The organism is Thioalkalivibrio sp. ALJ12, from assembly GCF_000378305.1.
In the GTDB taxonomy this organism is placed as follows: domain Bacteria; phylum Pseudomonadota; class Gammaproteobacteria; order Ectothiorhodospirales; family Ectothiorhodospiraceae; genus Thioalkalivibrio.
In genome coordinates, this window is the sequence record NZ_KB899538.1 from 1 (window position 1) to 13106 (window position 13106).

Sequence of the window (13106 nt, forward strand, 5' to 3'; positions counted from 1 at the left end):
TCTGCGCCGCACCCGTGATCATGTTCTTCACGTAGTCCGCGTGCCCAGGGCAATCCACATGCGCGTAGTGACGAATGTCGGATTCGTATTCCACGTGCGCCGTGGCAATCGTAATCCCGCGCGCCTTCTCTTCCGGCGCATTGTCGATCTGGTCAAACGCACGGGCTTCACTGCCGTACTTCTTGCCCAGCACCGCAGTCATCGCCGCCGTCAGCGTGGTCTTGCCATGGTCCACATGACCAATCGTCCCCACATTCACATGCGGCTTCTTACGCTCGAACTTTTCCTTGGACATCTCTCGCTTCCCCGGATCGTGACGCTTTCACAAGCGACGCAGGTTGTACGCTGACTTACACAAAATTGGAGCTCATGACCGGATTCGAACCGGTGACCTCTTCCTTACCAAGGAAGTGCTCTACCGACTGAGCTACATGAGCCTGACTTACCTGGCCAGGGCCGGACCCGAACCGTTCGGATCAACTGGAGCGGGTGATGGGAATCGAACCCACATCATCAGCTTGGAAGGCTGAGGTTCTACCATTGAACTACACCCGCAGAACCCTGGCTTGCCGAACCACCGCCCGCTACAGGCCGCTGGCTTGAAAACCCGATGGTGGAGGGAGGAGGATTCGAACCTCCGAAGGCTGAGCCAGCAGATTTACAGTCTGCCCCCGTTGACCGCTTGGGTATCCCTCCTCGATCAAGCCGCGTATTCTGAACCAGCGCGAAGCACAGCGTCAAGCAGGGATTGCATCCCGCTCGCAGATCACGCGGACACGCGCGCGTGTCACTCATTATCTGCCTATGATTTCCGATCATACGGTGCGCCTGACGGTTTCCATTCCACGACAGACGCACGTAGAGTGTGCCTATTCAGGACTTGAAGATTCGCGCGTAGAGGCCCATGCCCAACACGACAACGGCGCCCCGCCTGCCGGGTCTGGCCAAGCGTCTCGTGGACGCCGGCCTGATTGCGGAAGATATCGCTGCCCAGATCGCCGAGGAATCGCGCGCTCAGCAGACCCCTTTGATGCCCCTGCTGGCCAGCAAGGGGCAGGTCTCCGAGGCTCGCCTGGCCGAGGCCGCGGCCGAGGAGTTCGGGCTCCCGGTACTGGATTTGTCGTGCTTTGATCCCGAGCTGCTGCCCAAGGATCACCTGAACGAGAAGCTGATCCAGAAACACCACGCCCTGCCGATCATGCAGCGCGGCAACCGCCTGTATATCGCGGTCTCCGACCCCACCAACCTGGGGGCCACCGACGAGTTCAAGTTCGCTACCGGGATGCCGGTGGAGGCCGTACTGGTCGAGGGGCACAAGCTCGACCGCCTGATCGAAAGCGCGCTGAGCGCTGCCTCGTCGCTGATGGACGATCTGGGCGACGACGACCTGGAGAACCTGGCCATCGAATCGGGTGGCGGCGATGACGGCGACACGTCGGATGCCGGGGACGCGGTGGACGACGCACCCGTGGTGCGGTTCGTCAACAAGGTGCTGATGGACGCCATCAACCGCAAGGCGTCGGACATCCACCTCGAACCGTTCGAGAAGGATTTCCGCGTGCGCTTTCGTATCGACGGCGTGCTGCACGAGATCGCCCACCCGCCGAACACCCTGGCGCCACGTATCACCGCGCGGGTCAAGGTCATGTCACGCATGGACATCGCCGAGCGTCGGGTCCCGCAGGATGGGCGCATCAAGCTGAAGCTCTCGCGCACGCGCGCGATCGATTTTCGTGTCAGCACACTGCCCACGCTGTACGGCGAAAAGATCGTAATGCGTATCCTCGACCCGAGCAGCACCCAGATCGGGATCGATCAGCTCGGCTACGAGGAACACCAGAAGGAGGCCTACCTCCAGGCGCTCAAGCGACCCTACGGGATGATCCTGGTCACCGGCCCGACCGGCTCGGGTAAAACGGTGTCGCTGTACACCGGCCTCGGGATCCTGAACACGGCCGACCGCAACATCTCCACCGCGGAAGACCCCTCGGAAATCAACATGCCCGGGGTCAACCAGGTCAACGTGAACCCGAAGGTCGGGCTGACCTTCGCCAGCGCGCTGCGCGCCTTCCTGCGTCAGGATCCGGACGTGATCATGGTGGGCGAGATCCGCGACCTCGAGACCGCGGAGATCGCGATCAAGGCGGCGCAGACAGGGCACCTGGTGCTCTCCACGCTGCATACCAACGATGCCCCGCAGACCCTGACCCGACTGGCGAACATGGGGGTACCGCCCTACAACATCGCCTCCTCGATCCTGCTGATCATCGCGCAGCGCCTGGCGCGCCGACTGTGCACGAACTGCAAGGAACCGGAGGATCTCCCGGAGGAGGTCCTGCGCAAGGAGGGCTTCACCGACGCCGACATCCAGGCCGGGGTAACGGCGTATCGCGCGGTGGGCTGCGATCAGTGCACCAACGGCTACAAGGGGCGGGTCGGCATCTATCAGGTCATGCCGATCAGCGAAGAGATGCAGCGCGGGATTCTGGAGGGCTACAACTCCATGCAGCTGGCTCAGCAGGCCGCAAAGGAAGGAGTCGAGGACCTGCGCCGCGCCGGCCTGGTAAAGGTTCTGGCGGGGATGACCAGCCTCGAGGAAGTTAACCGCGTGACCAAGGACTAGGGAGACGCCGGAAGGGCTCCGGTTCGGGTCACCAGCACAGGGGGACAGTAGATGGCCGATTCCGGGACAATCTACGCTTGGGAAGGACTGAACAAGAACGGCGACCGGGTCAAGGGCGAGACCCCGGCCGACAGCGAAGCCGTCGCACGCTCCGAACTGCGCAAGAACGGCATCAATGTCGTCAAGATTCGCAAGAAGCCGAAGTCGCTGCTCTCCGGGGGCAAGAAGAAGATTGTCCCCGCGGACATCGCCTACTTCCTGCGGCAGATGACCACGATGCTGCAATCCGGCGTGCCGCTGGTACAGGCCTTCGAGATCGTCGGCCGCGGCAACGAGAAGCCGGCGATGCGCGATCTCGTGCTCAAGCTCAAGGCCGACGTCGAGGGCGGCGAGACCTTTGCCGCCGCGCTGGCCAAGCAGCCCAAGTACTTCGATGATCTGGTGGTCAACCTGGTCGAGGCCGGCGAGCAGGCGGGGACGCTCGAGACCCTGCTGGACAAGGTCGCCACCTACAAGGAAAAGACCGAGGCCCTGAAGGCCAAGATCCGCAAGGCCATGTTCTACCCGGCGGCGGTCATTGTGGTCGCAATCGTGGTTACGGCCATCCTGCTGATCTATGTGGTCCCGCAGTTCGAGGCGCTGTTCCAGGGTTTTGGTGCGGACCTGCCGGTCTTCACCCGCATGGTGGTCGACCTCTCGGATTTCGTGCAGTCCTGGTGGTGGCTGATCCTCGCGATCATGGTCGCGATCGGCTTCGCCTTCGTACAGACCCGGCAACGCTCACCCCGGTTTGCGCGTTTTCTCGATATCGCAATCCTGAAGGCCCCGGCCTTCGGTCCGATCCTGCGCAAGGCCGCGATCGCCCGCTTCGCGCGGACGCTGTCCACGATGTTTTCGGCCGGTGTACCGCTGGTCGATGCCCTCACCTCGGTCTCCGGCGCCACGGGCAACGCGCTGTATCGCGAGGCCACGCTGCGCATGCGCGACGAGACCTCGGCCGGGGCACAGCTGCAGTGGTCGATGCGCAATACCGGGGTCTTCCCCAACATGGTCGTGCAGATGGTCGCGATCGGCGAGGAATCCGGCTCGCTGGACTCGATGCTGGCGAAGGTCGCGGACTTCTACGAGGCCGAGGTCGACAACGCCGTGGACAGCCTCTCGAGCCTGCTGGAGCCCCTGATCATGGTCGTACTCGGCGTACTGGTCGGCGGCCTGGTGATCGCGATGTACCTGCCCATCTTCCAGATGGGTCAAGTCATCTAGGGAAGCCCTGACCAATGTACACACTCGCGTTGGTACCCCAGGTTTTCCGAGACAAGGCGCGCCGTGCAGCGGGTAGTGGTTCTACCCGCAAGCGGCGCAACGCAGGATCGGGGAACCTGGGGTTCCAACCCCACCAATCATTCAATGCAGGGGCTCGGCCGCCCGTTGTTATCAAAAACGGGCGCGCGCACGGCGTTGCGGCTCCCTTGTGCAGAATGACTGCACGGCAGTCGCCGCGCCTTGTTCGCACGCAAAAGCGACTCGAGCGCGAGCGTGCACATTGGTCAGGGCTTCCCTAGGATGCTCGGCACGGAAGAACTCCTGCCCCTGTCCTGGGCAATCGCGGTCGCAGCGGTATTCGGGCTGCTGATCGGCAGCTTTCTGAACGTGGTCATCGCCCGGCTGCCGGTGATGCTGGAGCGCGGCTGGAACGCCGAGGCACGCGCAATCCTGGAACAGGAGCCCCCGGCGGACGACACCCCGTTCGACCTGCTGCGCCCGCGTTCGCGCTGTCCCCAGTGCGAGCGGCCGATCCGCTCGTACGAGAACATCCCCGTGCTCAGCTTCCTCTGGCTGCGCGGGCGCTGCCCAGGCTGCGGCACGAGCATCAGCTGGCAGTATCCGCTGGTCGAGATCCTCACCGCAGTCCTGTTTGCCCTTACCATCTGGCACTTCGGAGCCGACACGACGGCGCTGCTGGCGCTGATCTTCACCGGCGTTCTGATCGCCGCCGCCGGGATCGACGCGCGCACCACCCTGCTCCCGGACCAGCTGACCCTGCCGTTGCTCTGGCTGGGGCTGCTGGTCAATATCCCGGGCACCTTCACCGATCTGCAGTCGGCCGTGATCGGAGCGACCGCCGGTTACCTGGTGCTTTGGCTGATCTTTCACGGCTTCCGCCTGGCCACCGGGAAGGAGGGCATGGGGTATGGCGACTTCAAGCTGCTCGCCGCACTGGGCGCATGGCTCGGCTGGCAGGCCCTGCCGGTAATCCTTCTGCTGGCTTCCCTGGTCGGGGCGATCGTCGGCATCCTGCTAATCCTGCTGCGCGGGCGCGACCGCAACATCCCGATCCCGTTCGGGCCGTATCTCGCGGCCGCCGGGTGGCTGGCACTGATCTGGGGCGATACGCTGGTGGCGTTCTACTTCCCACAGGGGCTCTAGTGTCATGCGGCGGGTCGGACTGACAGGCGGGATTGGCTGCGGCAAGAGCCGCGTCGCCGGGTTGTTTGCCAGCCTGGGGGTACCGGTGCTCGACGCCGACCGGATCACCCGCGAACTGCAAGAGCCGGGACACGACCTGCATGCCGCGATCGTTCAACAGTTCGGACCAGGGGTACTCGATGCGCGGGGACGCCTGGATCGCGGGGCCCTGCGCACACGGGTCTTCGCACAACCCGACGAGCGCAAGGCGCTGGAAGCGCTGGTCCACCCCGCGGTGCACGCAGAACTGGAACGCCGTCTGCGTGATCTGCCAGACACCAACGGCTATGCGCTGATCGTGGTGCCGCTGCTGTTCGAGGCCGGGTGGGAGCACGAGTTCGACCCGGTCATCGTGGTCGACTGCAAGCCGGAGGAACAGCTCGAGCGCGTCACCCATCGCGATGGCCGCACCCCGGCCGAGGTGCAGGCCATCATGGACTGCCAGTTGAGCCCGGACGAGCGCCGCCAGCGCGGCGACCGGGTGATCACGAACGACCGCACGACCACGGACGAGGATCTGCGCCAGCAGGTGTCCGGCCTGCACGATGAGCTGCGAGCCGTAACGGGGCATGGCTAGCCACATGCATCCGGGCCGCAATAAGGGGAGAGATTGCGCACCGACTCCGATTGCTGACAAGGACGGGTGGAAAGTCGCCCCCTGAATACTGGATACTGCCAAGGTCGTGTTGCCCCGCAACACCGAGAACCCAAGCCGGACGGGCCGCCCGTGACCCAATTGCTCACCTTCGAACAACCGCTGCACGAACGCGTGCGACTGCTGTTGCGTCTGGAGGCGCTGGCCCAGCGGTTCGGGGATGCCCTGGAGTCCGGCCGGCCTTTTGACCACCATGAGGCCCTGGTCTCGCTGGTCGACATCTATGCCCTGGTCACCCGCGTCGACATCAAGCGCGAACTGATGGGCGAGATCGAGCGCCAGACTGCCAACCTCAACCGACTCACGCACCAGCCGGGCGTCGACCCGGAGCGGTTCACCGAGACCATGCAGGCGCAGAAACGCCTGCACTCCGCCCTGGAAGAACAGGCCGGGGCGCTGGATCATCGGGTGCGTGGCAACGAATTCTTCAACAGCGTGCGCCAGCGCATGGCGCTACCCGGCGGGGCCTTCGATTTCGACCTGCCGATCTACCATCACTGGCTGGCCCAAAGCTCCCCGGAGCGCACCGCACTACTGCTGGAATGGTTCGAGCCATTGAACACGGTAGCCGAGGCGACCATCCAGGTCCTGTCCTATATGCGCCGCTCCGGGCGCTCGGAGTCCGCCATCGCCGAAGACGGCTATTTCGAACGCAGCCTGGACACGAGCCATGCATGGCAGCTGATCCGGGTCAGTGTCGATCCCGATCTGGGGTACTACCCGGAGATCAGCGCAGGACGCCAGCGCTTCACGGTACGTTTTTTCTCGCCCGAGGATTTCCGCAGCCGCCCCATCCCCGCCGCGCAGGACATCGAATTCCGGCTGTGCTGCTGTGCCCTGTAAGCGAGTTTAACGGATTCACTTCTCAAACCGCCGCTTCACCGGCCTGCATGCCCAGCAACCCCCGGATGGCCGCGATCCCCTGGGCTCCACAGGTCCGCGCCTGATCCAGATCGGACGCACGCATCCCGCCCAGGGCATAAACCGGGACCCCAGCCTCGCGCACCCGCGCGGCGAATTGCGCCCACCCCATCCCCGGCACGCCGGGATGGGAGACCGTGGAACACACCGGACTCAGGACAGCCAAATCCAGCCCCAGCCGGGCGGCCTCAGCCAGCCCTTCGGCGTCATGCACCGAAGCCGCCACCAGACCCGAAACCGAAGGGCGTTCGTCCAGCGCACGCCAGCGCCGCTCGGGGAGATGCCATCCGATACCGGACAGGTCCGCGACCCACTCCCAGGGCGCGTTGGCCAGCAGCGGTATCCCGCGAGCGCGGGCAAACCCGTGGAGTGGTTCGACCAAGGCGCGGTAGTCCGCCCGCCCCAATGACGGCGCCCGGACCTGCAGCATCGCGCCGTCCATATCCACCAGCGCTGCCTGGACCTGCTCAACCACGGCCGGGATCTCGGCCCGCACCGCAGGGGATGGCGTAATCAAGTAGCGCTGCGGCAGGACCAGGGCCTGGAACATCGGGTGATTGGCAGCGGGGAAATCCGCGGGGTCCAGGGTGGCCGGGTCGCGCCAGGCCCATTCCTGCCCCTCGCGGCCATGCACCTCGCCGGACCAGTCCGTTACCCGGAACACGCGCAGGGCCACGGAACACTCGGCAAAGTCATGGCGCACAGTCAGACACTGAACCCCGGCGCGCACGACAATCCCCAGCTCTTCGTGCAACTCGCGCACCAGGCCGGCAAAGGCGCTCTCGCCGGCATCGATCTTGCCGCCCGGAAACTCCCAATAGCCAGCCAGGTGCCGGCCGGCCAGACGACGGCTGACCAGCACGCGGCCCTCGGCATCGAGGACCAGCCCCACCGCAACCTCCAGCGGCGGAGTGGTACCGACCGGCTCAGGACCGGTATTCGGCATTGATACGGACGTACTCGTGGGAGAAGTCGCAGGTATACTTGCGGGCCACGGCCTGTCCCCGGCCCAGCGCGATCCGGATCTCGATCTCGTCCTGCGCAAAGGCCTGCTGCCCGGCCGCCTCGGTGTAGTCCGGGGAACGCCCGCCGCCGCGGACAATCTCGACGCCATTGACGGTGATGGCGACCTGCTCGATCACCAGGTCCGCGACGCTGGCGCGGCCGACCGCGGCCAGGATGCGCCCCCAATTGGGGTCGGAAGCGAACAGGGCGGTCTTGACCAGCGGCGACAGGGCCACGGTCTCGGCCACCCGGGCGGCTTCGGCCTCGTCACGGGCCGACTCCACCGCCACGGTCACGAACTTGGTCGCCCCCTCGCCGTCGCGCACGATCGCCTGCGCGAGCTCCAGGCACAGATCTCCGAGTGCGCGCATGAAGGTCTCGCGGTCCTCGGCCGTTGCCAGCGTCGCACTACTGGCGCCCGAGGCCATGCAGACGACCGCATCGTTCGTGGAGGTGTCGCCATCCACCGTAATGGCGTTGAAGCTGGCCCCATTCGCTTCGCGCAGCAAAGGCAACAGTTCGGCTTCGGTGATGGCGAGATCGGTCCCGATGAACCCGAGCATCGTGGCCATGTTCGGGTGGATCATCCCGGAGCCCTTGGCGATCCCGGTCAGCGTCACGGTACCGCCCGAGAGCTCGATACGGCGACTGCCGCCCTTGAGCACGGTATCGGTGGTCATGATCGCGCGGCCCGCCTGCATCCAGCCATTCGGTACCAGCGCCGCATGCAGTGTGGGCAGGACCTTGGTGATCCGCTCGACCGGTAGCGGCTCGCCGATCACGCCGGTGGAGAAGGGCAGCACCGCGCGGGCATCACCACCGACCACTGCGGCGACCGCCTCGCAGCAGGCCCGCGCAGCGGCCAGCCCCGGCTCCCCCGTTCCCGCATTGGCGTTGCCCGCGTTAATCAACAGCCAGCGGCCAGGGCGGGCGGACTGGTGTTCACGGGCCACGACGACCGGGGCGGCGCAGAAGGCGTTGGTGGTATAGAGCGCGGCAATGGTGGCATCCGCGCCGGCATCGATCAGCACCAGGTCGTCGCGCCCGGCATAGCGGATGCCCGCCGCGGTAGTCGCCAGACGGATACCGGGCACCGGCAGCAATGTGTCCGGTGGTTGCAGCCCAACGGCCATATTCACGTGCTCCCGTATACGTTCAGAGCTTGCCGTGGCACTGCTTGTACTTCTTGCCCGAACCGCACCAGCAGGGCTCGTTGCGGCCGAGTTTGGGGCCCTCGCGACGATAGGGGGTGTCACCACTGGCCACCGGCTCGCGCTCCTCCGCCCCGGCGTCCAGCGCACTGTCCGGGTTCTCGTGCTGGAAGTTCATGTCGGACTCGGCCGGGGCCTTTTTCTTCGGCTGCAGCGCCTCGACCTCTTCGGGCGAGCGCAGCTGGATGCGCAGCAGATACTTGATCACGTCGTGCTTGATGCGTTCCAGCAGGGACTGGAACATCGCGAAGGCTTCCTTCTTGTATTCCTGCTTCGGGTTGCGCTGGGCGTAGCCTCGCAGCCCGATGCCCTGGCGCAGATAGTCCATCGCGGCCAGATGTTCCTTCCACTGGGTATCCAGCACCTGCAGCATCATGTCGCGCTGCAGCCGGTTCATCGTGGTCTCGCCCAGCTGCTCGCGCTTGCCGGCAAGAAGCGTGCGGGCGTGCTCGATGATCCGTTCGCGCAGCGGCTCTTCGTGCAGGTCGTCTTCATCCTCCAGCCACTGCTTCACGGGCAGATCGATCCCGAATTCGCCGTTGAGTGCCTGCTCCAGACCCTCGACGTCCCATTCGTCCTCGATCGAGCCCGGCGGGATGTACTCGCTGATCTGGGCATTGACCACGTCATTGAGCAGGGCCTCGATGGTGTCGCTGATGTCCTCGGTGGTCAGCAGCTCCGCACGCTGTTCGTAGATCACCCGTCGCTGGTCGTTGGCGACGTCGTCGTACTCCAGCAACTGCTTGCGGATGTCGAAGTTGTGCGCCTCGACCTTGCGCTGGGCATTCTCGATCGCGCGCGAAACCCAGGCATTCTCGATCGCCTCGCCCTCCTTCATGCCCAGGCGTTGCATCAGCCCGCGCACGCGCTCGGAGGCGAACACCCGCATCAGGTTGTCTTCCAGCGAGAGGAAGAAACGGCTGGAGCCCGGGTCGCCCTGACGCCCGGAACGGCCGCGCAGCTGGTTGTCGATGCGGCGGGACTCGTGGCGCTCGGAGCCGATGATGTGCAGACCACCGGACTCGAGCACGGCATCGTGGCGCTTCTGCCAGTCCGCCTTGATCTGCTCGCATTTCGCGGTGTCGTCCAGGTCCACTTCGGCCAGCTCGGCGTCCAGCGACCCACCCAGCACGATGTCAGTCCCGCGGCCGGCCATGTTGGTGGCCAGCGTGATCGCGCCCGGGCGTCCGGCGTGGGCAATGATCGCGGCCTCGCGCTCATGCTGCTTGGCGTTGAGCACCTCGAACTTGATCCCGGTCTTTTTCAGCGCCTGGGCCAGGCGCTCGGAGCTTTCCACGGAAGCGGTACCCACCAGTACCGGCTGTTTCCGTTCGACGCACCACTGGATCTCCTTGATGATCGCCTCGTACTTCTCTTCCTGGGTCAGGTAGACAAGATCCTGCATGTCGTCCCGCACCAGCGGCTTGTTGCCGGGCACCACGACAACTTCGAGGCCGTAGATCGTCTGGAACTCGTAGGCCTCGGTGTCCGCAGTACCGGTCATGCCGGCCAGTTTCTCGTACAGGCGGAAGTAGTTCTGGAAGGTAATCGAGGCCAGGGTCTGGTTCTCGCGCTGGATTGGCACGCCTTCCTTCGCCTCGATCGCCTGGTGCAACCCCTCGGACCAGCGCCGACCACCCATGATGCGGCCGGTGAATTCGTCGATGATCTGGACCTTGTTGTCACGCACCAGATAGTCCACGTCGCGGTGGAACAGGGCGTGGGCGCGCAGCGCGGCATTCAGGTGATGCAGGACCTGGATCGCTCCGGCGTCATACAAGGACTGGTGCTCTTCCAGCAACCCCTCCTCGCGCAGCAACTGCTCGGCCTTCTCGTGCCCATCCTCGCTCAGAAAGACCTGCTTGGCCTTCTCATCGACGTAGTAGTCGCCCTCGCTCTCCTCGTCTTCCTGACGGGTGAGCTGCGGCGGTAGCTTGTTCATCCGCTCGTACAGTTCGGAGCTGTCACCACTGGGACCGGAGATGATCAGCGGGGTCCGCGCCTCGTCGATCAGGATCGAGTCGACCTCGTCGACTACCGCGAAATTGAGACCGCGCTGCACCCGCTGGTCGGCGGAGAACGCCATGTTGTCGCGCAGGTAGTCGAAGCCGAACTCGTTGTTGGTGCCGTAGGTGATATCCGCGGCATAGGCCTCGCGGCGGGTCACCGGTCGCAGGTGGTCCATCCCGCCTTCTTCGGCCTTGTACTCGGGGTCGTACAGATACGAGGCGCTGTCCACGCCCAGCCCGCCGGAGGAGTTGACCACGCCAACGCTCAGCCCCAGGGCGTGATACAGCCGGCCCATCCACGCGGCATCGCGGCGGGCCAGGTAGTCGTTGACCGTGACCACGTGCACACCATCGCCGGACAGGGCGTTGAGGTAGGTAGGGAGCGTGGCGACCAGGGTCTTGCCTTCACCGGTACGCATCTCGGCGATGCGCCCGTCGTTCAGCACCATGCCACCGATCAGCTGCACGTCAAAATGGCGCATGCCAAGGGCATGCACACTCATGGCTCGGCAGACCGCAAAGGCCTCCGGCAGCAGCTTGTCGATGGACTCGCCGTCCTGGGCGCGCTTGCGCAGCTCCGTGGTCTTGTGTTCCAGCTCCTGGCGCGGCAGGGCCTCGGTGGCTTCCGCGAGGGCGTTCACCTGCTCGACCTGCTTGCGATAGCGCTTGATGATGCGGTCGTTGCGACTGCCGAAGAACTTCTGTACGAGCTGCTTGACCATAGGGATCCGCTTGAGGGGGCTTGTATTAAGAGCCAGCCGTTGTCCGAAACCTATCTAGGATAAACCATCCGCCCACCACCTGCGCGGGGGGCGGGTGCCGGAGAGGGTTTCGGATTCAGTCGTCGCTGGGCAGGAAGTCGTAGGGGTTAACGGCCTGGCCCGCCTTGAGGACTTCGTAGTGCAGGTGCGTATCCGTGGCACGGCCCGTGCGGCCCATGCGCGCAATGGTGTCGCCGGCATCCACGCGCTGCCCCGGCTCCACCAGCAACTCCGAGTTGTGCGCGTAGCGGGTGCGCAGACCACCCCCGTGATCGATCTCGACCATCTTGCCGTAGGCATCGCGCTTGCCCGAGAACACCACGATTCCACCACCCGCGGCCCGGATATCCGAACCATGGCTGCCGGCGAAGTCCATGCCGGAATGGAAGCGCCGGGCGCCGGTAAACGGGTCATTGCGGTACCCAAAGGCCGAGCTGATCCAGGCCTCGTCGTCGACCGGCATCAACTGCGGGCGCAGGGCCTCGCGCGAGGCATCCTCGCGCAGTGTGTCGTCGATCAGGGCCACCGAAGCCTGGTGTCGATGGAGCAGGCGCTCCAGGGCGTAGAGGCGCTCATCCATCGCAATGGGTGAATCCGGGCCCTCCAGTTCGGGGCCACCCTGCCCCCCCATCGCGGGCATCAGCTCGGACAAATCCAGGTCAAGGCTCTCACCCACCGAGCGCATGCGCAGGTCGACGCGGGCGAGCTGGCGTTCGAGGACCACCACCCGTTCGGCCAGGTGTTTCAGGCCCTCGTGCGCAACCTCGCGCTCGGCGGCCTCGATCACCGCCTGGTCGCTTCCCGGTACCACCGGTACCTTGATGACCTCGCGCTGCTGCTGTCCCACCCAGTAGGCGGCGGCGACTGCGGCCACGACCAGGGCGAGCAGGGTTACGGAAAGGACAAGGGTGATGCGAAACGGGAGGCGGGTACAAAGGCCATCCGGTCGTAGTACGATCAGTTGCATGCGTTTCTCAATTACTCTTGTACTGTCGGGCTTCGTGGAGGCACGTCGATGATGCCGCGCCCCGCGAACCGCTTTGTCGCGGCGAATCTGAGCGTCCACAGCGACCGCGATCGGGAGCTGGAACGCGCCCTCGCCCCACTGGTGGGGGAGGAGCTACAGCGCGGACGCCTGGCGCTGACCCGGCAGGGAGAGACCCTGATCGCGGTCTGCGCCGATCGCCCACTGGCGACCGAGATCCGCTTCCAGCAGCGCGAGCTGCTCAAGACGCTCGCGGCGGCCGGCATCGAAGGCACCACCGAGGTGCGCATTCGACTCGACAGCACGCCACGTGCACCGCAATCCAAACCGGTCGCGGTTCAACGCGAGATCCCGGAGTCGGCCCGCTCGCTACTGATGCAGACCGCGCGCTCGATCGGCGACCCGGAGTTGGCCGGGGCGCTGGAACGCCTGGCGGCGCTACCGCCGCAGGGGCGCTAGCCCCCGCAGCG

The 13106-nt window shown here is 65.3% G+C and carries 11 protein-coding genes and 3 tRNA genes; 6 read left to right on the forward strand and 8 right to left on the reverse strand.

What is annotated here, in order from left to right; translation table 11 throughout:
- From F467_RS13125 to F467_RS0100020, 4 genes are all read right to left on the reverse strand, one after another.
- The coding region (locus tag F467_RS13125; protein WP_018994320.1) for a GTP-binding protein at window positions 1–295 on the reverse strand (295 nt) is incomplete at its 3' end.
- A 66-nt stretch (window positions 296–361) separates the two neighbouring features.
- Window positions 362–437: transfer RNA gene (locus F467_RS0100010), tRNA-Thr, on the reverse strand.
- A 44-nt stretch (window positions 438–481) separates the two neighbouring features.
- Window positions 482–555, reverse strand: a tRNA-Gly gene (locus F467_RS0100015).
- A gap of 56 nt (window positions 556–611) precedes the next feature.
- A tRNA-Tyr gene (locus tag F467_RS0100020) sits at window positions 612–696 on the reverse strand.
- Between the two features lie 208 nt (window positions 697–904).
- On the opposite strand from F467_RS0100020, the gene pilB reads away from it, so the two are divergent.
- The 5 genes from pilB to zapD all read left to right on the forward strand — a co-directional run bounded on the left by pilB (window position 905) and on the right by zapD (window position 6587).
- Window positions 905–2623: a type IV-A pilus assembly ATPase PilB gene (gene pilB / locus F467_RS0100025; RefSeq protein WP_018137562.1), complete on the forward strand. Its 1719-nt coding sequence runs from the start codon at window positions 905–907 to the stop codon at window positions 2621–2623.
- 51 nt (window positions 2624–2674) lie between these two features.
- Window positions 2675–3886, forward strand: a complete 1212-nt coding sequence (locus F467_RS0100030; RefSeq protein WP_018137561.1) for a type II secretion system F family protein — start codon at window positions 2675–2677, stop codon at window positions 3884–3886.
- Window positions 3887–4186: 300 nt separating this feature from the next.
- Window positions 4187–5050, forward strand: a complete 864-nt coding sequence (locus F467_RS0100035; RefSeq protein WP_018138021.1) for an A24 family peptidase — start codon at window positions 4187–4189, stop codon at window positions 5048–5050.
- Between the two features lie 4 nt (window positions 5051–5054).
- Window positions 5055–5666 carry a dephospho-CoA kinase gene (coaE, locus tag F467_RS0100040; protein WP_018138020.1) on the forward strand — a complete coding sequence of 204 codons (612 nt, stop codon included), beginning with the start codon at window positions 5055–5057 and terminating at the stop codon, window positions 5664–5666.
- Between the two features lie 150 nt (window positions 5667–5816).
- Window positions 5817–6587, forward strand: coding sequence for a cell division protein ZapD (zapD, locus tag F467_RS0100045; RefSeq protein WP_018649096.1), 771 nt, complete (start codon window positions 5817–5819; stop codon window positions 6585–6587).
- Window positions 6588–6609: 22 nt separating this feature from the next.
- Here the strand turns inward: zapD and F467_RS0100050 are convergent, their stop codons facing one another.
- From F467_RS0100050 to F467_RS0100065, 4 genes are all read right to left on the reverse strand, one after another.
- A complete protein-coding gene (locus F467_RS0100050) occupies window positions 6610–7611 on the reverse strand; it encodes a Nudix family hydrolase (protein WP_018138018.1) in 1002 nt (333 codons plus the stop codon).
- Window positions 7592–8803, reverse strand: a complete 1212-nt coding sequence (gene argJ, locus F467_RS0100055; protein WP_018138017.1) for a bifunctional glutamate N-acetyltransferase/amino-acid acetyltransferase ArgJ — start codon at window positions 8801–8803, stop codon at window positions 7592–7594. Before argJ ends, F467_RS0100050 begins: the two co-directional genes overlap by 20 nt.
- 22 nt (window positions 8804–8825) lie before the next feature.
- The gene (secA, locus tag F467_RS0100060) at window positions 8826–11612 is read right to left on the reverse strand and encodes a preprotein translocase subunit SecA (RefSeq protein ID WP_018138016.1); all 2787 of its coding nucleotides are present in this window, start codon (window positions 11610–11612) and stop codon (window positions 8826–8828) included.
- Window positions 11613–11727: 115 nt separating this feature from the next.
- Window positions 11728–12618 carry a M23 family metallopeptidase gene (locus tag F467_RS0100065; RefSeq protein ID WP_018138015.1) on the reverse strand — a complete coding sequence of 297 codons (891 nt, stop codon included), beginning with the start codon at window positions 12616–12618 and terminating at the stop codon, window positions 11728–11730.
- Between the two features lie 48 nt (window positions 12619–12666).
- On the opposite strand from F467_RS0100065, the gene F467_RS0100070 reads away from it, so the two are divergent.
- Entirely contained in the window at window positions 12667–13095 is a 429-nt protein-coding gene (locus F467_RS0100070) for a DciA family protein (protein WP_018138014.1), read from the forward strand.
- Window positions 13096–13106: the final 11 nt, after the last annotated feature.